Source organism: Marinobacterium sp. xm-a-127 (assembly GCF_013283425.1).
Classification (GTDB): Bacteria; Pseudomonadota; Gammaproteobacteria; order Pseudomonadales; family Balneatricaceae; genus Marinobacterium_E.
Genome location: NZ_WBYH01000003.1, coordinates 140,571 through 166,096 on the forward strand (window position 1 = coordinate 140,571; position 25,526 = coordinate 166,096).

18 protein-coding genes are annotated in these 25,526 nt (G+C 46.5%); 12 read left to right on the forward strand and 6 right to left on the reverse strand.

What is annotated here, in order from left to right:
* Positions 1-96 precede the first annotated feature (96 nt).
* Positions 97-2,334, reverse strand: a complete 2,238-nt coding sequence (locus XMA127_RS06660) for an ATP-dependent DNA helicase (RefSeq protein WP_173484036.1) — start codon at positions 2,332-2,334, stop codon at positions 97-99.
* Complete coding sequence (locus tag XMA127_RS06665; RefSeq protein ID WP_173484035.1) at positions 2,331-3,992, reverse strand: VRR-NUC domain-containing protein; 1,662 nt, start codon at positions 3,990-3,992, stop codon at positions 2,331-2,333. The genes XMA127_RS06660 and XMA127_RS06665 overlap by 4 nt, the downstream gene beginning before the upstream one ends.
* A gap of 130 nt (positions 3,993-4,122) precedes the next feature.
* On the opposite strand from XMA127_RS06665, the gene XMA127_RS06670 reads away from it, so the two are divergent.
* The 5 genes from XMA127_RS06670 to XMA127_RS06690 all read left to right on the forward strand — a co-directional run bounded on the left by XMA127_RS06670 (position 4,123) and on the right by XMA127_RS06690 (position 11,179).
* Complete coding sequence (locus XMA127_RS06670) at positions 4,123-7,560, forward strand: response regulator (RefSeq protein ID WP_173484034.1); 3,438 nt, start codon at positions 4,123-4,125, stop codon at positions 7,558-7,560.
* An 84-nt stretch (positions 7,561-7,644) separates the two neighbouring features.
* Positions 7,645-8,259, forward strand: a complete 615-nt coding sequence (locus tag XMA127_RS06675) for a YitT family protein (RefSeq protein ID WP_254442928.1) — start codon at positions 7,645-7,647, stop codon at positions 8,257-8,259.
* An 8-nt stretch (positions 8,260-8,267) separates the two neighbouring features.
* Entirely contained in the window at positions 8,268-8,558 is a 291-nt protein-coding gene (locus XMA127_RS06680) for a hypothetical protein (protein WP_173481073.1), read from the forward strand.
* Positions 8,559-8,705: 147 nt separating this feature from the next.
* Positions 8,706-10,529, forward strand: coding sequence for a phosphogluconate dehydratase (gene edd, locus XMA127_RS06685; protein ID WP_173481072.1), 1,824 nt, complete (start codon positions 8,706-8,708; stop codon positions 10,527-10,529).
* A gap of 14 nt (positions 10,530-10,543) precedes the next feature.
* Complete coding sequence (locus XMA127_RS06690; RefSeq protein ID WP_173481071.1) at positions 10,544-11,179, forward strand: bifunctional 4-hydroxy-2-oxoglutarate aldolase/2-dehydro-3-deoxy-phosphogluconate aldolase; 636 nt, start codon at positions 10,544-10,546, stop codon at positions 11,177-11,179.
* 358 nt (positions 11,180-11,537) lie between these two features.
* Here the strand turns inward: XMA127_RS06690 and XMA127_RS06695 are convergent, their stop codons facing one another.
* Positions 11,538-12,383 (reverse strand): D-hexose-6-phosphate mutarotase, encoded by an 846-nt coding sequence (locus XMA127_RS06695; RefSeq protein WP_173484033.1) that lies wholly within the window; start codon positions 12,381-12,383, stop codon positions 11,538-11,540.
* A 224-nt stretch (positions 12,384-12,607) separates the two neighbouring features.
* On the opposite strand from XMA127_RS06695, the gene zwf reads away from it, so the two are divergent.
* Together zwf and pgl are read left to right on the forward strand one after the other, a co-directional pair.
* The gene (zwf, locus tag XMA127_RS06700; protein ID WP_173484032.1) at positions 12,608-14,077 is read left to right on the forward strand and encodes a glucose-6-phosphate dehydrogenase; all 1,470 of its coding nucleotides are present in this window, start codon (positions 12,608-12,610) and stop codon (positions 14,075-14,077) included.
* Positions 14,078-14,095: 18 nt separating this feature from the next.
* The gene (pgl, locus tag XMA127_RS06705) at positions 14,096-14,782 is read left to right on the forward strand and encodes a 6-phosphogluconolactonase (RefSeq protein WP_217362056.1); all 687 of its coding nucleotides are present in this window, start codon (positions 14,096-14,098) and stop codon (positions 14,780-14,782) included.
* A gap of 164 nt (positions 14,783-14,946) precedes the next feature.
* On the opposite strand, the gene XMA127_RS06710 is transcribed toward pgl, so the two are convergent.
* Positions 14,947-15,927, reverse strand: a complete 981-nt coding sequence (locus XMA127_RS06710) for a glutathione S-transferase family protein (protein WP_173481067.1) — start codon at positions 15,925-15,927, stop codon at positions 14,947-14,949.
* A 198-nt stretch (positions 15,928-16,125) separates the two neighbouring features.
* On the opposite strand from XMA127_RS06710, the gene tpiA reads away from it, so the two are divergent.
* Both tpiA and XMA127_RS06720 read left to right on the forward strand, forming a co-directional pair.
* Positions 16,126-16,881, forward strand: coding sequence for a triose-phosphate isomerase (gene tpiA / locus XMA127_RS06715; RefSeq protein WP_173481066.1), 756 nt, complete (start codon positions 16,126-16,128; stop codon positions 16,879-16,881).
* 106 nt (positions 16,882-16,987) lie between these two features.
* Complete coding sequence (locus tag XMA127_RS06720) at positions 16,988-17,899, forward strand: MBL fold metallo-hydrolase (RefSeq protein ID WP_173484031.1); 912 nt, start codon at positions 16,988-16,990, stop codon at positions 17,897-17,899.
* A gap of 4 nt (positions 17,900-17,903) precedes the next feature.
* Here the strand turns inward: XMA127_RS06720 and XMA127_RS06725 are convergent, their stop codons facing one another.
* Positions 17,904-19,598, reverse strand: a complete 1,695-nt coding sequence (locus XMA127_RS06725; RefSeq protein WP_173484030.1) for a ShlB/FhaC/HecB family hemolysin secretion/activation protein — start codon at positions 19,596-19,598, stop codon at positions 17,904-17,906.
* Positions 19,579-20,391, reverse strand: a complete 813-nt coding sequence (locus tag XMA127_RS06730) for an amidohydrolase family protein (RefSeq protein ID WP_173498570.1) — start codon at positions 20,389-20,391, stop codon at positions 19,579-19,581. Before XMA127_RS06730 ends, XMA127_RS06725 begins: the two co-directional genes overlap by 20 nt.
* Before the next feature lie 202 nt (positions 20,392-20,593).
* On the opposite strand from XMA127_RS06730, the gene XMA127_RS06735 reads away from it, so the two are divergent.
* From XMA127_RS06735 to XMA127_RS06745, 3 genes are read left to right on the forward strand one after another with little or no spacing between them, the layout of a single operon-like run.
* Complete coding sequence (locus XMA127_RS06735; RefSeq protein WP_173484028.1) at positions 20,594-21,202, forward strand: biliverdin-producing heme oxygenase; 609 nt, start codon at positions 20,594-20,596, stop codon at positions 21,200-21,202.
* A complete protein-coding gene (locus XMA127_RS06740; RefSeq protein WP_173484027.1) occupies positions 21,195-22,808 on the forward strand; it encodes an ATP-binding protein in 1,614 nt (537 codons plus the stop codon). Before XMA127_RS06735 ends, XMA127_RS06740 begins: the two co-directional genes overlap by 8 nt.
* Positions 22,801-25,344: a GAF domain-containing protein gene (locus XMA127_RS06745; RefSeq protein ID WP_173484026.1), complete on the forward strand. Its 2,544-nt coding sequence runs from the start codon at positions 22,801-22,803 to the stop codon at positions 25,342-25,344. The genes XMA127_RS06740 and XMA127_RS06745 overlap by 8 nt, the downstream gene beginning before the upstream one ends.
* The last annotated feature ends 182 nt before the right edge of the window (positions 25,345-25,526 follow it).

A 25,526-nucleotide genomic window follows, 5' to 3' on the forward strand; every position in this document is an offset into this window, starting at 1 on the left:
GCGGATGACAGGCTGAAGGCCAGTCACCCTAACCAGTGCATCGCGGCCTTTATAAGACCGCTCCAACGGTTCGTTCGCCGAGTTGGTGTTGGCGCCTTATCGAAGATGAGGCGATGGCCACCAGCTCGGTAGCATCGCCTGTATCTCACGCGATGCAAATCGAGGATCAATCAGCGTCAGCGTTCCTCGATCCTCAGCCGTGCGTATTAAACGCCCACAAGCTTGAATTACCTTTTGCAAACCTGGGTAAAGGTAGGTGTACTCATATCCCTTTCCGAAACGCTCATCAAAACTGTTTCGCATCAGATCATGAAACTCATCAAAGGGCGGTAGCCCCAAGGTGGCAACCGTTACGCCAATCAGTCGATCTCCTGGAAGATCGACCCCTTCCGAAAAAAGACCACCCAGTACAGCCAAACCCAGTTTTCGACTCGTTGGTGAAAAAGCATCTAAAAAGTCCTGTCGCTCGGCATTGGACATGGCCTGCCTTTGCGGATGCAGATCAATATCTGGGTCCATCTCAGCAACAGCCTTTTCAATCTCGTTTAGATAACTAAAGCTGGAGGAGAAGAAGAGGTGGTTGCCTGGATTTTGGTGATACAGCTCCACCAGTAACTCTGCGATAGGTTGTATCGAACGCGCTCTGAATTGATAACGAGTATCGATATCTCTGCGAAGGGTTAATCGGATCTGGTCAGGTTCAAAGGGTGAAGGCAGCGACCCTGATACGGGTTCATTTAGACCAAGCAGTTGTTGGTAGTAGTCAAACGGCTTTAGCGTGGCAGAGAACATCGTCAAGCTGTGAAGAGATTGCCAGCGCTCAACTAGGAATAGCGATGGATCCATATTGAGTATGGCTAACTCGCCTCTGCCTCTACGGCGTTTCTCTACTCGGGCAATGGAGTGCTCGCCAAACTGTTCAGCCAACTTTAAATAGGCCGAAGAGGCAAAGAGTAGATTTTGCAGCTCCATGCTTGATGGGTCCATGGCCAGCTCTTCACCGATGACTGAGCAGAGTTTCTGCAGTGCATTCTCTAATGTCTCTGGTAGGTAGTTAATAAATTCTTGTTCACCTGTTCGATCACTAAACAGCTGTTGCCACGCGCGTTGCACAGAATCCAAGGCGCGTTGTAAATCCTGATTGTTAGTATCAAAACGATAATCAATCTGGCGAAGTTCCAGCGAGTAGAGGTCGCGACAGCGGCTGATCAAATTGTGAGACTCATCCACCAGTGCCGAGACCTTTCGCTCATCTTGAACAAGGTAGCCATACAAAATAGCACTAGATGCCAGAAATTGATTGATATCAGCCACCACAATATCCGCCCAGCGCGCCAGTTCTTGCCCTAAAAAGTAGGGGCAGAGAGAGTGCTGCTTGGCGAGCCTTTGCAGAGCGGTCTGATCAAAGGTCTGTAGTTGTTTTGTAAACGCTTCATCACGAGCAGCCGGTAGGCGATCAAAAAAGCCTTTTGCCAGTGGGCAGCTATCGCCCTGGCAGAGTTTGTCAGGTTCGATGCAGCCCGCCTCTTTTGAGGTCATCTCAATGAGCGTGAGTGGAATGGGTGAGTCGCTTTGAATTAACTCAAAGGCATCCAGTGCCACTCTACGGGCTGTATTTCGGGTTGTCAGATAGTAGAGGCTGTCCAACGACTCGGTCTGAAGCGCCTTAATCGCTGGAAACAGGGTGCCCAAGGTTTTTCCTGAGCCAGTGGGTGCCTCTATAAGTAGTTGTTTAGCTCTGTTGTTCGCTTTGTAGACGGCTTCAGCCAGCTCCCGTTGCCCTTTTCTGAAATGGGGAAAAGGGAAAGCGAGCGACGCAATATGGCTTTGCCGAGCCGCTCGGTGTTGATCGAGAGTGCTCTGCCAAGTTTGATAGTGAGTCACTCGTTGTTTGAGCTCTTCGATCAACTGTTCAGCATCCACAGTAAAGTCGAAGTGTGTAACTTCGTCGGAAGCGATCTCCAGGTAGCTCAATCTCAAGTGAATCTCTTGCAATGATTCACTCATGCATAGCATGGCACCATAGCTTCGAAGTTGTGCCATATGAAGCTGTCGCTGTCCCGTTGACTGGCGTTCAAGATCCCCTCGGTGTGTCTTTATCTCTTCAACACGATTCTGGTTAGGGTCCCAACCATCGGCTCTGCCTTTTAGCTGGAAATCTTCGATATCCACTGCCAGGGGGAACTCTGGGATATAGCTCTTGGGACGACGCATTTGCAGTCGTTTATGCCCCTGTATTCCCTCCAGCGCTGTAGGGGCCGGCGTATATCTTAGATCTATATCACCAGATCGATCACAAAACTCACATAAAGTGCGAACGGAGAGGGCTCTCATTCGGGGTGGCTCCACTCGATCCAGTAGACGGAGCAGGGGATGTCATGACGAACAAAAAAATCGAGCCAGAGTTTTTGGTTGTCTTGAATGCGATCGCCTGGCCCCTTCACTTCGATCAGTTCATAACTCTCGTCGTCACTGTTAAATCGAATCAGATCAGGAAGACCGCTACGATGCGTTCTAATATCCATCAAAAGTCGTTCAAAAATCCTTTTTAAATGATCTGCAGGGATAAAATTTAATGCCCGCTCAACAAGTTCCTCTGTCAGTACAGACCAATGGATGAAGCTGTTTGTTATACCCTGTTTCTCTCTAAATCGTTGCCGAATGGTTTCACGATACTGGCCCGTTTCTATTTGAGTCATCGCCTCAGTGATGAGAGGGTAGCGTCTCTCTTTGAAGTGACTTCGGTAGAGGTCGGCTGGGCGGGATTGGAAGGGGTTAAAAAAAGCGCCAGGAACCGGGGCATAGATCACATCCCAGAAGAGCAAGCCAAAGAGTCCATTGATTAAGTGGTTTTCGACGTAATGGCTGTGCGAGTTTTCGCTCGTTAAGTGCTCTGCAACCTGTCGTTCAACGGATACCCCCTCTATTTGATCCAGGGTTAATCTCTGTTGAGGCGGGGCTAGGAGTGTAGACGCACTGTATTCAACGCCCAGTTTTTTACTGCTACGTTTTAACAGACGCTGGTAGGCAAGTTGAGTTAGCGGGGTAGGGTTGTCCTTTTGTAATAGCCGTGTCCGCTCATGACACTCTTCCAGTTTCCCTAAGCGCTCTAACAGGCGGAGTTCGCGTATGTGAGCATCTTGAATACTCAGTTGCTGATAGACCCTTAGCGCCTGTGTTTGTTCCTCGCGCTCCAACTCTCTCGCCAATAGATAGAGGACGCGATCTTTGCGACCTGCCAGCCAACTGCTTATCGGTTCGATTCTTTGGGTGGCTAGGACTCTCTCTTCAATCGATAAGAGACTATCGCCGGTCAACAGATGCTCTAATTCGATGTATTGATCAAGGTCCTCTCTGCGATGAAACGCTCGACTCTCTAGGCTAAGTTCAACGGGCTCATATTTGAAGTAACCTAGCTCCGTAACGACAAATTCACTCCAGCTTTGATGCAGGTTGCCAAAAAACATCAACTTGAGACGCTCAAACAGCGGATCACACAAAAGATGGAGAGTATCACCAAGCACAGGTAGATGCTGGTGAAGGGGAAGGGGGGCAGTGCTACTCCTTTGCAGTGAGTCATACAGGGTCTGTTTTGAACTGCTTTTACTCAATGGCTTTGAGCTCAGTTGGTTGTGAAGCATCAACAACTCTTGCCGATTAAGCAGTTTGAAACACTCTTGAACGGATAGCGGTTGGTTGAGTGCTATCAGTTTGGCACTTACTAATGAATCAATTAGCGCTTCAGTTGGCTCTATGATCTCTTGGTAGTGATCGATGTGGCGCATCAAAAATTGAGATTGGCTGCGCATCACCATTCTTATTAACAGTGCCTTCGCTGGCTCGCTCAATGACTGAAATTGAGACAGTCTATCTAACTCTTCTTCTGTAAGAAGATCCTGATAAACCTTAACGACCCAGCCGATTAGTGTCTGTGCATTTTGTAGGTAATAGAGAGGGTTGGTTAACTCGGCTGAAGTGATTGAATGGGTCATCTTAATGAGCTTATCTCTAAACCGAAAAGGCTACAAAGTAGAAAGAAAAAAACCAAAACATTGGTTTCATTATGCCAGAAATGGACTGCTCTTAAATGAGGACAAATCCCTTTTCTATCGGAAGTTATAAATGCAGTTCTCTCTTGGTAGCAATCTATTCATCAATGTCTTTTTACGATTATTAATTGTTCTGTTAGTTCCAATAGGGCTATACAGTTACACGATTATTGAGACTGAGACAGCGCGTTACGACAGTGAACGTCAAGTTACTGATGACCTGCTTGAATCCGTTGGGGTCGTTATCCAAGAGGATCTTGATTTTCTATCACAAGATTTAGAGACGTTGATCAACTCCAAAGAGATCATAGAGTACACCAATAACCCCAGCGAAGAGGCTAGACAAGGTGTTGAAAACTACTTCGCGCTTCTTTCAACGGTCAGTCGACGTTACGATCAGGTTCGAATCCTCTCAAATCTTGGGTATGAAACCGTTCGAGTGAACTACTCTTCAGGCGAGGCTGTCATCACTCCCACTGAACTTCTGCAAGACAAATCCAACCGTTACTATTTTTTCGAAGCGTTAAACCTAGGTCCGAATGAGAGTTATGCATCACAGCTTGACCTGAATGTTGAGAATGGTCAGATAGAACAGCCCCATAAACCGATGATTCGTTTAAGTCACAAACTGATAAACGATGCCGGCGATCTGGTGGGTGTATTAATACTGAACTATCTAGCTGAGAACATTCTGCATGAGATGGATGTGGCAGCAACGCTCCCAGGGAATATTGAGTTGGTTGATGATGAGGGCTACTGGATCTTTGATGAGACAGGTCAATTTAATTGGAGTCGCCAACTCGGGGGGCAAAGCAGTTTTGCCGATACTCACCAGGCGATCTGGTACTCACTCAAAGCCACTAACGATAACCAGGTCAATAAAATAGAGGAAGCCTCGGTGTTAAGGCTTCAATACCCACGTTCTATCGGAAGTCTGGTCGTTGAATCACCCCGATCACTTTATCTTATCTCCGAGTTTGAGCCCCTCAACCTTCCGAAGCTGGTACAAAAGGAGTTGCTTCAACCCATTCCCATTGGCGTTGGACTAACCCTGGCGTTATTGAGCCTGTTATGGAGCCGCGCGGCCGTTAACGAGTTGATTGCAGAAAATACTTTAAAAAAAGAGTCTGCGATACGTGAAAAAATCATCAGTAATTCACTGATTCCGACCATTTTGATCACCGATAAAGGACTGATTGTTGAGTTTAACCAGGCGGCCGAGAAGCTCTTTGGATATACACACTCAGAGGTGCTCAATCAAAACGTCAAAATGCTGATGCCGGATCCTATGAGGTCACATCACGATGGCTATTTAGACAGCTATAAAAGAACCGGCGTTAAACATGTAGTCGAAAGCTCGCGAAAAAGTTTTGCACTGACGAAAGAGGGGCAAACCTTCCCAGTCGAAATTGCCGTGACTCAGATCTGGATTGGTGAGAAACCCTATTTTGTCGGTAACCTGCGTGATTTGACGGCTGAGTATAAACTGGAAAGCCAAGCTCAAGCCTATCGAGAAGAGCTAGAGCAAGCAGTAGAACAGCGCACAATGGAATTGGCTGCAACGAACGAAGAGCTGATCAGTCGTTCGCAAGAGGCGGAAAGGCTCGCCGCGGTTAAGAGTGAATTTTTAACCAATATGAGTCATGAGATTCGCACACCTCTGAACTCAATCATTGCCATGTCACAGATGTTACAGCGCAAAGGCAGTGAGTTAGATGCTGAACACATTGGTGCTCGATTAATGGCCGCAGGACAATCCCTACTTGCGGTGATTAATGACATTTTGGACTACTCAAAACTGGGTGTTCATAAACTGGATTTATCGCCCAGTACTTTTGATTTAGAAAAATTGGTTAACAACCTATCGGCGATTATGCACAGCGCTGCACTGAATAAACCGCAGGTTGAGTTGGTGATTAACAATGCCACCCATCTGGAAAATCAGGTAGTGGGTGATGAAGTTCGCATTCAACAGGTCTTAGTGAATCTTATCGGCAATGCGATTAAGTTTACTGAGTCGGGCTACGTCCAATTAGAGATCATTACGCTCAGTAAAACGGCCGATTCTGTTGAGCTGCTTTTCTCGGTCAAAGACAGTGGTATTGGCATCGCCGAAGAGAATTTAAATCTGATATTCGAAGCCTTCGAGCAGGGCGAGGCAGGCACCCATTCAAAATTTGGGGGGAGTGGTTTAGGGCTCTCAATCAGTCAATCACTCCTTAACTTGATGGGATCTACACTTAAAGTTGAGAGTCAGCAGGGTAAGGGCAGTGCTTTCTCATTTGTTCTAATCATGCCTTTGGGTGATGCGTCCGTTAGACACCAGAGCCGCTCACTGGATGTATTAATCGCAGACGATCATGAGGTGGCGCGTGAAGCGATTCGATCCATTGTCGACTCGATTGGCTGGCGCTCAGATGTGGTCAATGGTGGCGCTATGGTCATTGATAAAGTGATCAAGGGGGCAGAAATTAAAGACATTATCCTGTTAGATTGGGATATGCCGGATGTGGATGGATTAACGGTTGCGAAGCAGTTGAAAACTCATTTGCCTAGCGATAAAACGCCAATCATCGTCATGGTGACCGCTTACGGAATGGATCAAGTTAAAAGCTCATCTGACAGTCAATACGTGGATCTAATTCTTGAAAAACCGATCACAGCATCAGATCTATACGATGCCTACCAAAAAACGATTCAACCTAACGCAATTCAATACAAAGGCCATGCGGCCCACTCGTTGCAAGACATTCGACTGTTGGTGGTGGACGATAATGAGTTTAACCGTGAGGTGGCGGTTCTCTCTTTTGAATCTGAAGGGGCAAGTGTCATAACCCTAAATGATGGGCAAGAGGCAGTAAATTGGCTGAGGAGTCATGCGTCTGAAGTCGATCTTATCTTAATGGATGTGCAGATGCCCATCATGGATGGTTATCAAGCAACAGAGGCGATCCGCAAAGAGTTGAAACTGGATATTCCAATTGTGGCTTTGACTGCGGGCGCTTTTGAACAGCATAAGCAGGCAGCTCTGGATTCTGGAATGAACGACTTTATCGCTAAACCTTTTGATATCGATAGGTCGATCGAAGTTATTAACAAATGGGTGTCAAATGTATCAAAGGTCGATGAGCTTTCAATAGAGAGTGCAAACATCTCTACAGAACAATCAAACGCTGCTGAAGAGTTTGATTCTGAATTTTTCAACCGAGAGCAGGCACTCTCATACTGGAAAACAGAGGCCAAACTGAAGAGCTATTTGGTTAGGTTTCAATCGGAATATCAATCGGTTGATGAACAACTAAAAACACTGGACCCTGTTGCAGCTGAACAGTTAGCACACAAGTTAAAAGGGGCGTCAGCGGTATTGGGTTTACCAGCAATCAGTCACAAGGCTAAAGCGTTGATGGATGTCTACAACTCACCAAGTCTTGGAGATGTTGATCTATTAATCGAAGAACTCAAGACGATACTCGATGAAACTTGGCGTTTCATCGATCAGTATACCCAGTAACTCTCAACCCATTCCTAAGGTACAATCTTCGCTACGAATTAAACGATCCGATGGCGATTGTGCCTTAGTTACAGGGATGAAACCTTGGAAAAACTCAAATTAGAACCGACCAAGCACACACTGTTTGAAGATCTGCAAGCCATAGTGACGGGTACTCTTGCTGTAGCCATGGGTGTTCTTTTTCTTAAAGAGGCGGGCCTATTAACAGGGGGAACCACGGGGTTAGCGATCTTAATTCACTACTCAACCGGTTTTAATTTTGGGTTGACACTGTTTCTAACCAATCTGCCATTTTACCTGCTGGCCATCGTTCAGATGGGGTGGGCTTTCACCTTAAAAACCATGCTCTCTGTTGCACTGGTCTCCTTACTGACAGAATTGGTTCCAAACTGGTTGGTCATAGAGGGAATCGATCCTCTATTTGCCAGTATCGGTGGCGGCCTCCTAATTGGAATTGGCCTTCTGATAGTCTTCAGACACCAAGCCAGCTTGGGTGGATTGAATGTTCTCGTGCTCTTCATTCAAGAACGCTACGGTATTCGTGCTGGTAAATTACAGATGGTACTGGATTCACTGATCGTGATTGCTGGTGTGTGGTTAGTCACCCCATGGCTTTTGGCGGTCTCTGTACTCGGTGCCATCGTATTGAATTTCGTCCTGACCACCAATCATAAACCGGGCCGCTATACTGGTTTCTAGGAGTCATAATGAATCGCCGTTGTCCTGTCTGCCAAACGTCCCTTAGAGGACCTGAGTACTCACGAAAGCGCCAATCCTACCTAACAGCATTTGACTGTCCATCCTGTGAAACGCCGCTTAAGCTGGCCAATGATGTTTACTTATGGGTGTTGCTAGCCTTTCAAGTTCTGCCAATCTCCATTTTGTCAGAACAGCTCACTGAAACTCGCTTAGCAGATACTCTCATGACCGGCTCAGGTCTTTTGACTCTAATCGGAGTGATAGGTGTCGTTGTTCGGTTTCGTTACGTGAAAGCCTAATATCATAGGGTATTGATAGCCGCATCCGCGACTCTTTTTATTTTTATTACGTAATTTATTTAATTTTTTCTTGTTAGATAGATGCTTCCACTCTAAAATGTAATTAAATTACATATAAGAACGCCTTTAGGTGCAGAGGAGTGGGAAGTGGTACATCCTAAGTTAGCTGAAGTTACTGAACGTATAGTTGAAAGGAGCCGTGCTTCACGTGCTGACTATGTCGCTCGTATGGAGGCAGCAAAAAGCTCTAAAGTCACTCGCTCTACACTCGCTTGTGGCAACCTTGCTCATGGCTTTGCCGCCTGTGGTGAGCAAGATAAAAACACCCTAAAGATGATGGAGAGTGCCAACGTCGGCATTATCTCTGCTTACAACGACATGGTTTCGGCGCATCAGCCTTTCCAGCACTTTCCTGAACTGATTAAACAAGCGGTCAATGGCATGGGTGGCGTTGCACAGGTGGCGGGTGCTGTGCCTGCAATGTGTGATGGTGTGACTCAGGGTCAAGATGGCATGGAGTTGAGTCTATTCAGTCGCGATACCATCGCCATGGCTACCGCGGTTGGTCTATCACACAACATGTTTGATGCTGCCCTTTGCTTAGGGGTGTGTGACAAGATTGTACCGGGTCTGTTGATTGGTGCGCTTAGCTTTGGGCATCTTCCTGTTATTTTTGTACCGGCAGGTCCTATGCCGAGTGGTTTGCCTAACAAAGAGAAAGCGCGTATTCGTCAGGAGTATGCAGAGGGTAAGGTAGGTCGAGATGCGTTGTTGCAGTGTGAATCAGACTCTTACCACAGTGCGGGCACCTGTACATTCTATGGTACAGCGAACTCAAACCAGCTATTGATGGAGGCGATGGGTCTTCATCTGCCGGGTTCATCATTCATAAACCCTTACACACCGCTCCGTGACGAGTTGACGAAAGCCGCTGCTGAACAGGTCTGTCGTATTACCTCTTTGGGTTCTGATTACCGTCCGCTCTATCAGGTGATTGATGAGAAGGCGATTGTAAACGGTATTGTGGCACTACTGGCTACCGGTGGATCTACCAACCACACCATGCACATCATTGCGATGGCTCGTGCAGCCGGTGTCATTGTGAACTGGGACGATATGTCTGATCTATCTGATGTAGTGCCTCTATTAACCCGTATCTATCCCAACGGCTCTGCTGATATCAACCACTTCCAAGCGGCCGGTGGCATGTCTCTTCTATTCCGTGAGCTGCTTAGTGCAGGTCTGTTGCACGAGGATGTTCTGACAGTGACGGGTAATGGCCTAAAAGACTACACCCAAGAGCCTTTCCTAGAAGAGGGTAAATTGGTTTGGCGATCAGGCCCTGAAGCCTCTTTGGATGCAGAGGTTATCTCAACTGCAAAAGCGCCGTTCTCCAATAACGGTGGGGTTAAAGTGATGCGCGGTAACCTTGGTCGCTCAGTGATTAAGGTTTCGGCAGTACCGACAGAGAATTACGTCGTGGAAGCGCCTGCTGTGGTGCTTCACGAGCAGGATGATCTTAAAGCCCTCTATGAAGCGGGTGAGCTCAATAAAGATTGTGTAGTGGTTGTTCGCTTCCAGGGGCCTGCGGCTATCGGTATGCCTGAACTGCACAAGCTGACGCCCTTCTTAGGATCTCTGCAAGACAAGGGGTACAAGGTTGCTCTGGTGACAGATGGCCGCATGTCAGGTGCATCTGGCAAGATTCCAGCGGCGATTCACCTAACACCAGAAGCTCTGCACGGTGGTGCTATTGCTAAGATCCAAGACGGTGACCTGATTCGTCTTGATGCGCATACCGGTGAGCTGACGCTGCTGGTTGATGAGGCTGAGTTGGCGGCACGTGAATGCGCGACTCAGGATCTATCGGCCCACCAGTTCGGTATGGGGCGTGAGATGTTTGCAGGCATGCGTTCTCTAGTATCAGGTGCGGAAGAGGGTGCCTCTATCTTCTTCGGAACTAAACAGTAAAAGGATTTCGAATAATGAGCATTAATGTTGATGCGTTGTTAACCACCTCTCCGGTCATGCCCGTTCTTGTCATTGAACGCGTGGAAGATGCTGTGCCCTTGGCAGAAGCATTAAAAGCGGGTGGTTTAAAGGTTCTTGAAGTGACTTTGCGCACCGATTCAGCGATTGAAGTGATCAAAGAGATTGCTGACAAAGTCGACGATGTCATTGTCGGTGCGGGCACGGTGACTAAACCGGAAGAGTTTCAACAGGTTCAAGAGGCTGGCGGCATGTTTGCCATTAGCCCTGGTGCAACTGATGCTCTGTTTAAGGCGGGCTTGGAATCTGATATGCCCTACCTACCAGCAATCAGCTCGGTTGCCGAGATGATGCGTGGTATGGAATTTGGTTTTGAGGCGTTCAAGTTCTTCCCAGCGGAAGCTGCGGGTGGGCCTAAGATGCTTAAAGCGATTTCGGGTCCATTCCCACAGGTTCGTTTCTGCCCAACGGGTGGCATTAATGAAAACAACTTTACCGATTACTTGAGCCTGCCCAGCGTTAACGTGGTTGGCGGTTCATGGGTAGTACCAACCGATCTGATCGATGCAAAAGATTGGGACGGTATTACCAAACTAGCTTCAGACGCAGTGGCTAAGGCCTCTGCACTGTAGACCTCCTGTTTCCTAAAGGTCGTGGAAACTGAGTGCATCTGCACTCCTTTCGCCGCCCCATCCCGGGCGGCTTTTTTATGTCCAGGACGGACGGTATCCTGCGAGCGCAGGACGCGCAGGAGCAGGGCATGTCCAGGACGGACGGTATCCTGCGGTTCCACGGATGGAAAGGAGCAGGCGTTGGAGCCTTATCGTAGATGAGGCGATCTAAGGTGACAGGCCTTCAGCCTGTCATCCGCGGGTCAACTTTATAGTCTATCTGGAAAACGCGGAAAGAGTGGATGTCAGGCTAAAGCCAGACACCAGTTCCGTTAGCAACTATCTTATGAAAATCATCGCGGCCTTTGCAATACCGCTCCTACGCTGCGTAAATCCCTTGCCTTAGGGTAAAACTTTCACCCGGTTCGATGCGGACCTTATCTTCCATCGCATTGGCCGCTTCAATACATAAAAAGCCACGGTAGTGCTCGGCGCCTATATCCGCCATATTGTTAGCCGTCTCTTTTCCCGGGTTCCAAACCACTGTGGTACCGCTGTTCTGTTTGTATATTCGCGTTTCTTGGTTCTTGTCATTCAAGACCAGGCAATTTGAATCGTCAAAATAGACTCTATCCGTTGGCTCTTTTAGATCGACTGAATCTCGATCTTCCGTTGCACGTACGAAATCTTTTAGCTTATCGGCATAGTCCACTCCCTTCAGACCCGCAATGCTGGCATTGTCTAGATCAGAGATAGGGAGGTAGGTATGCAGTGCCTGTGTGATCTCTATCGGTTGATTGCCAAGATTGGTAGTAATCAGTTCAACGCTGAGTTTGTCGGTCAGAGTGACCTTTATCGCTAGGCTGCAGTCGTATGGGAATAGGGGATTCGCAACGCTGTTCTCAAGTCCAAGCGTGACAGAGGCAAACTCCTCGTGATCTTGAGCATCAACCAGAGTCCAGATTGACGTGCGCGCAAAGCCGTGGGCTGGTTTACTCTCATCGCTTAGGTGTGCACCAAACCAAGGCCAACAGACTGGGATGCCACCGCGTATCGACTTGCCCGCCTCTAAGTTGGCTTTAGGGCTCATCCAGAGCCGCTCCTCGCCATTGGATTGATAGCTTAGTATGTGCCCTCCTGAAAGGGAGATGATGGCAAGGTCACTCTTGAAAGTCAGTTGAACAGCGTCTAGCTGCTCTTTGAAACGGGTAATATCGATGCTCATATTGGATTACGTATAAAAATTACAAAAAAGTTAACAGTCTGTTAAGTGTATCAGTTTCAAGGAAAATAGTAGGTTTTACTGCTCTAATCACCAAAATGAAAGGGGTATAGTGCATTTAAATATAAAATTAGCTCATCACTTTTGTAGATCATTTGCTACAAAATGTACTAAAATTACATAAATTTTTTACATTTACTCTTTCCACCTCCAAAGGAGTGTAGCTCATGAACGATGCAATGCATCAAGCCTGTGATTTTGTTCTGTTCGGTGCCAAGGGTGACCTGGCAATGCGTAAGCTATTTCCTGCGCTATTCCAGCTCGACAAAGCGAAGCTACTGAACCCTGAGTCTAAGATCATCGGCGTTGCACGTGCGGATTGGGACCAGGCTGCCTTTGTTGAAGCGGTGGAAGCGACACTGGTTCGATTTTTAGCGCCTGGTGAGATGAGCTCTGAAGAGTGGCAACGTTTCTCAGCGCGTCTTGATTACGTTCAGGTCGATATGACCTCCGCCGATGATTTCAAGAAGATCAAAGCTAAACTTGATGACAGTCGAATCATGGTTAACTACCTTGCAACACCGCCTGCTGTGTTTGGCGACATCTGTAAAAACCTCAGCAGTGCAGAGTTAATCAATGAGACGACGCGTATCGTATTGGAAAAGCCGATTGGTCACGATTTGGCGAGCTCTAAGGTGATCAACGATACGGTTGCTCAATACTTTAATGAGAACCGTATCTACCGCATTGACCACTACCTAGGTAAAGATACGGTTCAAAACCTTATTGCCCTGCGCTTTGCCAACAACCTGTTTGGTTCACAGTGGAACAACTCGGCAATCGATCACGTTCAGATTACGGTTTCTGAAACCGTTGGTCTTGAAGGGCGTTGGAGTTACTACGATAAAGTGGGGCAGATGCGTGACATGGTTCAAAACCACCTGTTGCAACTTCTCTGCATGGTCGCAATGAACCCGCCGAGCAAGCTGGATGCAGACTCGATTCGCGATGAGAAAGTCAGAATTTTGAAAGCCCTCCACCCAATTAACTCTTCCAATGTCACTAAACGTGCCGTGCGTGGTCAATACACAGCCGGGTCTATCGGTGGTCAAGCGGTGGTTGGCTATGGTGAAGAGGAGGGCAGTGCTGCGACTAAGTCCAACACTGAAACCTTTGTCTCTCTACGAGTCAATGTCGATAACTGGCGTTGGGCCGGCGTACCCTTCTACCTGCGTACCGGTAAACGTATGCCGCAAAAGATGACCGAGATCGTGGTGGTTTATAAAAATAACCCACACTTTATTTTTGATCCTAAGCAGCGTGACATCGTCAACAATCGTCTGGTTATTCGTCTTCAGCCAGATGAGGGGATTCGTCTTCACGTGGTCACTAAACAGCTGGGCATGCACCAAGGCATGGATCTACAAAACCGTGCGCTCAACCTGGACTTCAGCGAAAGTGATCCTAACCAACGAACTCCGGATGCTTACGAGCGTCTGCTTCTAGAATCGATGGTCGGTGATCAGTCACTGTTCGTTCGTCGTGATGAGATTGAAGCCTCTTGGACTTGGTGTGACGAGTTGATTCAGGCATGGAAAGATGTCGGTGACGAAGTGAAACCTTACAACGCCGGTACCTGGGGACCTATTGGTTCAATCGCTCTGATCGAGCGTGATGGTCGTTCTTGGCACGAGTGAGGTTTAATGATGTCCAATATGTTTCAATTTGATACACGAGAGTCACTTGAATGTCGTTTAACGGAAGAGATAGTCGCGCTATTAAAAGCCGGAATTGAAGAGCGTGGCCGTGCGACACTGGTCGTATCGGGTGGTCGGACACCGGCGGCACTATTCCAATCGCTCTCTGTACAAGAACTCGATTGGTCTAAGGTTTGGATTACTCTGGCTGATGAGCGTTGGGTTCCCGATACCCATGAAGACAGCAATGCTCTATCTGTAAAAACACACTTGCTACAGAATCGAGCGGCGGCTGCGCATTTTATTCCTCACTTTAATGACGCTGAGTATCCCTGTTCTGGTCAAACCAAGCTAGAAGAGGTTCTGAGTGAACTTCCAAAAGAGTTTGATGCCGTGATTTTAGGCATGGGCGAGGATGGTCATACCGCATCATTCTTTCCCAATGCACCAGAGCTAACGGCAGCGTTAAACCCTTATGGTTTTAAAGCCTGTATGGGTGTGACTCCGCCCGTCGCTCCCCATTTGCGTATGACATTGACCTTGCAAAGGTTGTTGCACGCTAAACGTATCTTTATTCACCTTTGTGGCGATTCAAAACTGCCGGTACTTGAGCAAGCGATGGGTGAGGGCGACACCGAAGAGATGCCTGTGCGCGCTGTTCTACGCCAAAGCAAAACCCCTGTCGATATCTACTGGGCTCCCTAACCCGACAGCATGTTGGAGCGGTCTTGAAAGGCCGCGATGCTCTTTAAAATCGCCTCATCTGCGATAAGGCTCCAACATGGTTAGCTGCTTGCTGTTGGAGCGGTCTTGAAAAGGCCGCGATGCACTTCAAACCAATCGCCTCATCTAAGATAAGGCTCCAACAACTACAAAAACTCGCGTCCGTGTGGCGCCATCAGATCAAACTCTGGACCGTAGGAGATGATGCCATGCGGATTTATAGTCGGGTGGCTGCGGTAGTAGTGGTGTCTGATATGATCAAGGTCACAGGTCTCTGCTACTCCGAGCTGCTGGTAGATGTCACGCATATAGTTCGATAGTGCCGGGTACTCTGCGATTCGTTTACGGTCACACTTAAAGTGTTGAACATATACTGGGTCAAAGCGAATCAAAGTCGTGAAGAGTCTGATATCAGCCTCGGTTAACTGATGACCCACTAAGTAACGACGAGTGGTTAGCCTCTCTTCCAGTCTGTCCAGATGCTTAAAGAGATTCACCACCGCTTCATCGTAAGCTTCTTGAGTCGTTGCAAAGCCTGCTTTATAGACACCATTGTTAACGGGTTCGTAGATGAACTCATTCCACTGATCAATCTCCGCTTGGAGCGATTCAGGGTAGAGATCCAGATCATTTGCGCCAATCTCGTTAAAACCTGAGTTGAGCATACGAATAATTTCTGAGGACTCATTGCTAACAATGGTCTGATTCTGTTTATCCCAAAGTACTGGAACTGTTACCCGACCGGTGTACTCTGGATCGCACTGGGTATAGATCTGGTGCATAAACTGCTTCTGATTGACACGATCACTGGTTGCAGCTGGAAAGTCTGAATCAAAAGTCCAGCCTTGCTCAAGCATCAAGGGGTGCACCACATCAAATGAGATCTGGTCTTGTAGACCCTTGAGTGCTCTGACGATTAGAGTTCGGTGTGCCCAGGGGCAGGCTAATGAGACATAGAGGTGGTATCGACCCGGTTCAGCTTTAAAACCTGCATCACCCGTTGGGCCTTCGGCACCATCAGGGGTAACCCAGTTTCGATATTGCGCCTCTGTTCGAATAAATTTTCCATTGGATGATTTAGTGTCATACCACTGATCATACCACTGACCGTCGATTAGAAGTCCCATTGAGTGATTGCCTGTTTAATCATTAATCTTATTAAGCACTACGACAAAGAGCTCCAACCTGTTTAATGGTCCGCAAAGAAACTCTTAATTATAAGAAAGATAGATTGATATAAAATGCTCTTCTAGGCAACTAATGGTTGATCCGGCTCTCTAGGCTTATTAAGCTGTCTTTTTTGTTTGGATCTAAGGAGTTACGTGATGAGACGCCCCCTAATTATGGGTAACTGGAAAATGAATGGATCGTTGATGACCAACGAATCTCTATTGACTGGTTTGGCCGATCAGGTCGCTTCTCTAAAAGGTGTTGATATCGCGGTCTGTCCATCCTTCATTTATATTCCTCAAGCACTGGAGTTAACCGCCGACACCGCCATAAAAGTGGGTGCGCAAAACCTAAGTGATCAAGAGAAAGGCGCTTTCACCGGTGAAGTGAGTGGTGAAATGATCCGTGATCTTGGCTGTGCTTATGTACTGACGGGGCACTCTGAGCGTCGCTCTCTCTATGGTGAAACCAGTCAATTGGTGGCAGAAAAAACGCTTAAAGCACTAGAGCTCGGCCTTGTACCGGTTCTCTGTATCGGTGAAACACTGGAAGAGCGTCAATCGGGTCAAATGAATGCTGTATTAGAAGAGCAGGTCAATGCGGTTGTCGATCTATGTGGTGCAGACACTTTTGCACAAATTGTGATTGCCTATGAGCCAGTCTGGGCGATTGGTACCGGCGAAACTGCGACACCACAACAAGCTCAGGATGCTCATGCCTTTGTTCGCAGTTTGATAGCCAAACACAACACTGATATCGCTGATCGCGTGACCATTCTTTACGGTGGTAGCATGAACGACAAAAATGCTGCAGAGCTACTTGCTATGGCTGACGTTGACGGTGGATTGGTCGGTGGTGCATCCCTTAAAGCTGACAGCTTCGCGACGATCTGTCGAGCCGCTGCAAACTGATCACATAAACCCTTATCAGGGTCTGGCCTTCAGCCTGACCCTCACTCCATGGGAAATCGCCTCATCTACGATAAGGCCCCAACCACTCAATCCAATGGGTTCCTAAATGATTAAACCACTCCTCGCTATTTTAACCTTAGCAATAACATCTCTGGTTCAAGCTGATGAGTTACAGGTCATAGAGGTGGCTCCAAATACCTATTCTATTGTGGGGCCGCTGACCGATCGATCTCCCGAAAATTTCGGAAACAATGCCACCTTTGGTTTTGTAGTCTCTGACCAGGGGGTTCTGTTGATTGACTCAGGTGGTAGCTGGAGAGGGGCTGAGAAAATCGAAGCTACGATCAAAACAGTCACCGATCAACCGGTCATTAAAGTGATTAATACCGGTGGCCAAGATCACCGCTGGTTTGGCAACGACTATTTTGCGCAACAGGGCGCTGAATTGATCAGTAGCACTGCGACCCAAACCGATCAGAGGGCTCGTGAAGCTCAGCAGGTCATGCGAATTACTAACTTGATTGGTGACGCCTATCAAGGCACAAAACCTGTCTACGCCAATACGCTTTTAGACTCAGAGAGTACCCTCACACTGGGTGATCGATCGGTTCAGTTTATTCCGGTCGGTCATACTCATACTCCGGGTGAAAACTTTGTCTGGTTACCTGAAGTATCCGCTCTCTATACAGGCGATACGGTGTTTGTTGATCGGATGCTTGGTGTGGCCTCCCAATCACAACATCTAACCTGGATAGAGGCGTTTGAGGTGATTGAGTTGTTAAATCCTAAGGTGATTGTTCCGGGCCATGGAGCACCAACAACCTTGGAAAAAGCTAAGGCTGATACCCTTGATTACCTCAGGTTTCTGCGTGAACAAGTGGGTGAGTTGATTGAAGAGGGTGGTGATATGCAGAGTGTGTCATCCATTGACCAGAGTGCATTCAGTTATTTGAACGTCTACGAAGAGATCCACGGGCGCAATGCACAGCGTGTCTTTGAAGAGATGGAGTGGGAGTGACGCTTTAAAACTCCCATTTCAAATTCAGTAGTGTGGTTAAATCGCCCTGTTCGGTGTTCACCCCTTGAGTATTCGATAGTGCTTGAGCGACAGATAAGTCGAATTGAAGTGACTCATGGACTCTATAGCTGGAGGCGACGCCCCAATCATAAGCAGATATTCGGTTATGGGACTCCAATGGGCTACCATTGATGTCGGTATTGTTGCTGCGTCTCTCCAGTTTTGCCCAGTCGATAAAACCACCAAATCGCCAATGATCGTTCAGCCGTTTAATAATATCTACACGAACCAGCGCGCCTTGATCGACAATCAACTCGTCAGCACTGAAACCCCGAAGTCCCTGAGACCCGCCTGCAATTAATCGTTGACTGTCATCTAAGTTGTTAGGGCTCATTTGGCCTTGTAAATGGGTCAATACTTGCCAGTTATCGGCTAACCGTTTTCGATAGGTTAAGAATCCACTGAATGTTTTGAATGCACCCGCAGTATTAGCATTTGCTAGGTCATGACCGCGGTTGGGTGAGCCCTCAAGGTCAGTGTTACCCAAGGTGGTTTGAAGTCGATACGTGAGCCTATCTTTGTGTAAGGCGCGGTTTCCATCGAGCGTCAGTCTCAATGTGTTTACTTCGTAATCGCTGTCTGTCAGTGAAGAGTTGTTGATTATTGAGCTCTCCTCAAGCAAGCGTTGTTCTGCGATGCCTGATAGGAATAGATTGCTGCCAAGGGTTCTAATCAGTGGGTGACGAACGCCTAAAGAGTAGGAGATTGATTGATGTCGTTTGCTGTCTGTATCGGCCGAAAGCCTTCCTGCTTGCAGGTCTAACGTCGTTCCTCGAAGCCCAATGGGCCCTCTATAAGCCATACTAAGAAATTGAGACTGGGTACTATTAATGGCGTTCAGGTAGCCAGCACCACCCCGTTGAAATGGGCTAGATAGCATCGATGTTAAAACGGCTTGCTCTTCACCCGTTCCATTCAGACCCTGGTTGTTTAGATCAATGGATCCAGAGAATCTGTCACTGTTTTCTATCCAGAGTTCTAGCTCCTGATCCCCGTCATCGTTTGCTTGCAGTCCGCCTGATACGCTGATGCCATGCATATCTATGGTCAGTAACTGCTGACGCTCTCGTTCAGAGAGTATCAGCGGTGCCCCTTCAGACCCTGGAAGAGAGGCGACTGCTTCGACACGCTCAAGTGAGACATTAAAATGATCTTCAAAACCATGATCTAGTATTGCCCCGACAAAATTTGACTCGTGTATCTCAAAAACAATCGTTCCGTTTTTAGCATCCTGTGGAGGGATGCGCGCCATAGCCGCAATGTCATGTTGACGATAGGTGTCGGTGATCAGATCCGTCAGCTCAAGCAGTTGCTTAGGGGTGAACGCTCTCTCCTCAAAGGGCGAGAATGCTTGATGCAGATACTTGATATCGATGCTGCTTACGCCGGTAAACTCAAACCCTTTGACGTACAAGCTGGGATCACCTGAGGTAGCATCTGGCAACTTAAAACGACGACGATCTACCTCACCGACAGAGGGTAGGTAGATGGTTGGAAATTGACTCTGAAATTGATTCAACATGACACCGGTGGTGACATCGGCGAATAATGCTTGCGAAGATAAAGAGCAACTTAGTCCCAGTGTGATAAGAGGTATCAGTGAGTGATAACGCGGTTGTCTAATCTGAAATGGAAACATCAAATAGCCTCTCCGCATTTTCGTAAGCAATTTTTTTAGCCACCTCTGAAGGCAGTGTACTTAACCAATCTCGTGTATCCAGAGTGTAAAGCGGCATCTTCTGCCACTGATCCAGGTTGAATGTATCAGCTCCTAAGGTGAATCGATTAGGGTTAGCCAGTAGAGCCTTTTCCCACTCAGGGTTGAAGCCTCCCCAGGTAACAATCTCTGGTCTAAAGGATAGATCAGCCCAGAGGTTTGGGTATTGATCAAATAGTCCAGCCAGATCACTAGGGGCTTCAAACCCAGCGTGTGCCCAGAGTACCTTAGCCTCGGGCCACTGCAGAAAGATCTGTTGCATCGCCTGACGATCGCCATGCAGGTGCAACACTAAGTTGTACTCTTTGGCTAAAGCCACTAACCGTTTTGACACGGGTGTCTGCATCTCATCGCCAAACGCATGAAACTCACCAATGGCGAAGTAATGGTTCTGTTTGAGCTGTGTCTCTAAATATTCAGTGACCGACTCATCATGCATCCAGGTTCTTAATTCACCACTTTTTCGAAAGGGGCGAAGTGCTGGCAGCACAAGATCAGGCGCCAAGCTCTTTAATCGTTGAGTGTTGTCATCACCGCTGCTTGAAACAAGGGCCTTCTGGATATCGTACTGACGAAGAAGAGAGACGACTCTCCGATCATCAAATTCATCCTGTGTTTTATCGTTGTGGTGAACGTGCGTATCGAAAATAGGAATATTAGAAGCCCAGCTAGTTAGGCTTAAAGTCATCAGTAAGGGTGCAAAGAGAGATTTCATTTCAGCATTTACGTCGATAGTTGTTAGCCAGATTGTTCTATTAAAAAATCAATCCGCATGTGAAAACTTGGCATCGAATTTGCTTATAAACAACAAAAACCTGGCTTTGCAAATTTTTGATCTATGGTTAAGTCAGACAATAAAAATAGTTTCGAGCAGTACAGGAACTTTAAGTAACATATAAAACAGAAGGACTTTAGCAATGCTCCATGTTAATGCGTCAGAATGTTTGAAACAGTCTACGAATGCATCTCACAGATCCTTAGATGCTCACCCTATCCTTAGATCTTTAGTGCGACCTACTCTGAATGAGCGAGAATATACTCTCGCTCTAGTTGCACTGGAACATTGGATTAAAAAACATCTACCTCTCTTTTTGAATCATTCCAATGAAGCGTTAAAACAGCGTGTTTCTGAGCGTTACTCTTGGTTAATTCAAGATCTTAAGTCTCTGAATGCGTTGGATTGCATTATTGAATCTGAACCTTTTGAAACTCATCACAACTCTCTATCTGAGGTGCTAGGCGCGATTTATGTCTTTGAAGGCGCTTCATTAGGGGGGAGGGTGTTAGCACCGCTCATAGAGCGGAGTATGAATAGACATGATGTGACCCACTTTTATAACGGGTACAGAGATAACACCTTCGCGCTTTGGAAAGCGACGCAATATGAACTCGATTCTCAGCTCATTGAACCCCAGCAAATTGAGACGGCAGTTGAATCAGCTAAAAAACTATTTTTAAGCATGAGTGACTCTCTAGATATTGTCAGTCACTCATATTTTAAATTGGATGAGGTGGCAAATGGCTAGTCAAAAAAAGACCGTTAAAGTCGAGCCTGAAATTGCTACAGAATTGAATGAATCAGAGCTAAGCCAATCACGTACTGAACAGTTAAAAGTCATAGCAACATTAAGTCATGAACTACGGACGCCGCTGCATGCCATCATGGGCCTAGCTGAACTCTTGCAATCGGAACAGATGTCTCCAATGGCGAAACGGCATGTTGATAAAATAAGTGTGGCGTCGAACGGGCTTCTTGACTCACTGAACAAGGCGATCGAAGCGGCAAAAAGTGAATCGGGTGCTGTTGTCATCAATCCCGTCACAACCGATATAACGGACCTTATTGAAAGGACCGTTAAGACTTTCTCAATTGCTGCTGAGGGTAAGGGAATTGAACTCGGTTTGATGATTGATCCGAAATTATTCAGACAAAATGTTGAGGTCGATGGTGTTCACCTTCAGCAAGTTTTAAACAATTTGATCGGTAATGCGATCAAATTTACCGATAGCGGTTCGATTGAGTTTTGGGCTGCACTAAAGGGGCAGATTGGATCAGAAGTAGAGATCCATTTCTCGGTCATTGATACCGGAATTGGTATTGATCAAAAAGATATACAAAAAATTCTTTCGCCCTTTGGTCAAGTGGTTGATGTTCAAAAGGGGAGGCCGTTAGGTTCAGGGTTGGGTTTGGGCATATGTTTAGACATAGTCCAAAAAATGGGTGGAAGCCTGGTTCTGAGATCTGATTTAGGAAAGGGGACTAAGGCCTCTTTTCAATTGAGGCTACCTGTCTCTCAGTCAATAGCTGGTTCAGCGCCCCTTAAATTTAGATCAGACCCGATCGTGGCGGTTGTTGCTGATAAATCAGTTAAGTTTGAAATCATTGAGACCTTCTTAAGGGATTGGGGTGCCTCGGTCATCAGAGTCCAGTCTTTCAAACAGCTAACCAAGACAAACATTGATGCGTTGGTCGTCTCAGAGAAAATTGCGATTCAAGAGAATCATCTCTGTAGGGATTGGACGTTAAAAATCCTTGAGGGACGAATAGCGATCATTCGATCTGAGAATAGTGCTTTTCCACCAGGCTTGGTCGATCGAACGGATGAAATTTTTGAGCCTATTTTGCCAAGCCTGTTACACGACTTTTTTGCAAAAAGTGGTTTAAGTGATTCAGTTGCTCAACAGGTTAAATTAAAAGCAGAGAGCCCCCCTCAAGAGTTGATGTTGAAGGTGCTTGTTGTAGACGACAGCATGACCAATCTAATCCTTCTTAAATCACAGTTATTAAAGATCGGAAAGGTCGATGTGGTTTTGGCCAAAAATGGTGCTGAGGCTGTTGATAAAGTGGAATCAGAGAAAGACTTTCACCTAGTGTTTATGGATTTCAATATGCCGATATTAGATGGACCTGAAGCCACTAAACAACTTAGGGATAAGGGGTATGACCTTCCCATTATTGGTCTAACGGCACTGGATTCTTCATCTATTGAGCTCACCAATACGGCGCATCTATTTAACGAGATACTCAATAAACCCGCGGGAATGACTGCCATTGAAGCCGTTCTTAATAAGGTTCGCCTGAATCAATACCAACCCGTGATTAATGAAAACGAGCAAAAACATTATGTCTAACGTCGTCAAACTGAATACACAATACGATTTGAGTACCTGTGAAAAAGAACCCATTCACCTGTTGGGACGCGTACAGAGCTTTGGTTATTTTATCGCGTTCAACTCAGATTGGGGCATCATTGCCGCTTCCGAAAATGTCACAGAGCTGTTTAAGGTACCCGTGGATAAGATGCTGGGTCGAAATTTAGAGACTCTATTCGATAAGACTGAAGTGAATAGGATTAAAGCCACATTCCTCGGCATAAATGGCTCTGATCATTCTGAGAGACTCACAAACATTGATCTGTTTAAAACAGGTCAGCTATACGATCTGGCGATCCATTTATCGGGCAGCACCATAGTGGTTGAGCTTGAAAAGAGTGTTGATAGTTCTTCAGATCAACTTCAGGTCCTCAAGCAGATGATCAGAAAAGTAACAGACACTGATAATTTAGAGGATTTGCTCTCAATTTCGGCCGAACACGTCTCAACGTTAACGGGCTTTGATAGAGTCATGGTCTACCGATTCCATGGAGATGGTAGCGGAGAGGTTGTCGCTGAGCATCGCAATGCATCCGTCGATTCCTTTATGGGTCTTAGATACCCAGCATCGGACATACCACGACAAGCCAGAGCGCTTTACAAAAGAAACCTCACCCGTTTGATTGCTGATGTACATGACACGGGCGTGCCGATCCATCCGCAACACGCCACCATTGATCTTTCGATCAGTTCAACTCGTTCTGTATCGCCTGTTCACCTTGAGTATCTAAAAAACATGGGTGTTGCAGCGTCTATGTCTATTAGCATTCTTGTTGACGGTGAACTTTGGGGGTTATTCGCGTGTCACCACTATTCAAATAAATACGTATCGCTGTGTGATAGAACAATTGCAGAGCTCTATGTTGAGTCCTTGGCATTGGAGCTAAGAGTAAAGCTTAACAGCCAAAGTCACAGTGATACTGAGCTCTCCCGACAGCTGCATATGAAATTGGTGACAAGCTTAAACAATGATCTGTCACTCTTTGATAACCTTAAATCGCATGTCAATTTTATTCATAAACTCATTCCCTCCGATTCCATGGTGCTGGTGGTCGGAGGTGAATACCAAGTGGCCGGAGATCCGATTAGTTCTGAAGATATCCAACTGCTTGTAAAACGACTCAATCATTCATCACAAAGCGGTATTTTTAGTGTGGAGTCACTGCAAGAGTGGCTCAATGATGATCTCACAATCGCTGATCGTTTTGCTGGTATGTTAGTGGTTCCGATGTCTAGAAGGCCTAAGGATCTCCTTATTTTTCTTCGAAAAGAGGAGCCGCAAAAGGTGAGCTGGGCTGGCAATCCTGAGAAGCCAGTTGAGCTAGGCCCAAACGGTATTCGTTTAACACCAAGAAAAAGTTTCGAAGCTTGGATCGAAATGAGAAAGGGGTATTCAGCCCCTTGGACAGATCAACAAATTGCCTTGGCTGAACAGATCAAGACCGTACTGTTGGAAATAATTGTACGTAACTTAGATGATTACAACCGCATAGCCAGTGAAGCGCAAAGTCAAAAAGATATGCTCATACACGAACTTAATCACCGAGTTCGTAATATTCTTGGGTTGATATCAGGGATTGTCTCGCAGACATCGACACAAGATTTATCAATTAAGGATTTTCAATCGATTTTAGGGGGACGTGTGCAATCTTTAGCCATTGCACAGACGCATTTAACTGAAAAAAATTGGAATTTCGCTCCGCTCACAATGATTCTCGACAATGAAGAGAGAGCTTTAGTGGCGAAGACTAATCTCATGAAACGATCAGGTCCTGAGGTCAAACTGAGTCCTAAGGCCTTCACGACTATGACCATGGTGATTCATGAGCTTTTAACCAATGCCGTTAAATACGGCGCGGCTAAATCTGAAAATGGTCAAATAAATTTGAACTGGCAGATTCACCAAGGGGAACTGCATTTATATTGGCGCGAATCAGGTGTAACGATCGAACAGTCACCCTCACAGTTTGGATTCGGGTCGGTCATTATCAATCGATCTATTCCTCATGATTTGGGCGGGGTAGCCAAGATTGAGTATCAACGATCCGGTGTGGTTGCAGAATTTGTCATACCTGCGATGCATTTTGAGACTGCAGAAGCAGAGCATAAGAGCGACTCTACATCGAGTGAGGCAGTATCTATCATTCACAAGGGGCAACCGGATAAGGAGAGTGTTCTCATAGTCGAAGATAATATGATCATCGGATTTGAGTTGGAGAGAATGCTGCAGGCAATGGGTTACAAAAATATTGAGTTAGCTGCAACCGTTCAAGAGGCGCATGAATCGATCAATAAAAAGATTCCAGGTTTGGCGGTTTTGGATATCAACTTGGGCGATGAGTCGAGTGAAACGGTCGCAGATTGTCTTCGGAATAAGAGTGTGCCTTTCATCTTTGCCACTGGCTATAGCTCCGTTAAAGATGGCTTTAAGAAGAAGCATGCAAATGTTCCTGTTGTTGAAAAACCCTTTAGTAGCTCTGTAATACAGGCCGCCATTCAGTCGCTGGAGAGTTGATTGAGTAACTCAGCTAACTCACATCGATATCAGGGGTGGTTTAGTATCAATTGATGACGATTTTTTAACTCAATAATAAGTAAAAATTAACTTTTGTAATAGTTACGTAATTTTCACAAAAAAATAGGGGTTTTGTAGTTTTGTAGTCGACATTTGTTGGTTTTTTACAAGTTATATCAATA

What these genes read in the sequence shown, in the direction of transcription:
- XMA127_RS06660 (WP_173484036.1), bottom strand. Translation starts at nt 2,334, where the DNA reads ATGAGAGCCCTCTCCGTTCGCACTTTATGTGAGTTTTGTGATCGATCT.
- XMA127_RS06665 (WP_173484035.1), bottom strand. Translation starts at nt 3,992, where the DNA reads ATGACCCATTCAATCACTTCAGCCGAGTTAACCAACCCTCTCTATTAC.
- XMA127_RS06670 (WP_173484034.1), top strand. Translation starts at nt 4,123, where the DNA reads ATGCAGTTCTCTCTTGGTAGCAATCTATTCATCAATGTCTTTTTACGA.
- XMA127_RS06680 (WP_173481073.1), top strand. Translation starts at nt 8,268, where the DNA reads ATGAATCGCCGTTGTCCTGTCTGCCAAACGTCCCTTAGAGGACCTGAG.
- XMA127_RS06690 (WP_173481071.1), top strand. Translation starts at nt 10,544, where the DNA reads ATGAGCATTAATGTTGATGCGTTGTTAACCACCTCTCCGGTCATGCCC.
- XMA127_RS06695 (WP_173484033.1), bottom strand. Translation starts at nt 12,383, where the DNA reads ATGAGCATCGATATTACCCGTTTCAAAGAGCAGCTAGACGCTGTTCAA.
- zwf (WP_173484032.1), top strand. Translation starts at nt 12,608, where the DNA reads ATGAACGATGCAATGCATCAAGCCTGTGATTTTGTTCTGTTCGGTGCC.
- pgl (WP_217362056.1), top strand. Translation starts at nt 14,096, where the DNA reads ATGTTTCAATTTGATACACGAGAGTCACTTGAATGTCGTTTAACGGAA.
- XMA127_RS06710 (WP_173481067.1), bottom strand. Translation starts at nt 15,927, where the DNA reads ATGGGACTTCTAATCGACGGTCAGTGGTATGATCAGTGGTATGACACT.
- tpiA (WP_173481066.1), top strand. Translation starts at nt 16,126, where the DNA reads ATGAGACGCCCCCTAATTATGGGTAACTGGAAAATGAATGGATCGTTG.
- XMA127_RS06720 (WP_173484031.1), top strand. Translation starts at nt 16,988, where the DNA reads ATGATTAAACCACTCCTCGCTATTTTAACCTTAGCAATAACATCTCTG.
- XMA127_RS06725 (WP_173484030.1), bottom strand. Translation starts at nt 19,598, where the DNA reads ATGTTTCCATTTCAGATTAGACAACCGCGTTATCACTCACTGATACCT.
- XMA127_RS06730 (WP_173498570.1), bottom strand. Translation starts at nt 20,391, where the DNA reads ATGAAATCTCTCTTTGCACCCTTACTGATGACTTTAAGCCTAACTAGC.
- XMA127_RS06735 (WP_173484028.1), top strand. Translation starts at nt 20,594, where the DNA reads ATGCTCCATGTTAATGCGTCAGAATGTTTGAAACAGTCTACGAATGCA.
- XMA127_RS06740 (WP_173484027.1), top strand. Translation starts at nt 21,195, where the DNA reads ATGGCTAGTCAAAAAAAGACCGTTAAAGTCGAGCCTGAAATTGCTACA.
- XMA127_RS06745 (WP_173484026.1), top strand. Translation starts at nt 22,801, where the DNA reads ATGTCTAACGTCGTCAAACTGAATACACAATACGATTTGAGTACCTGT.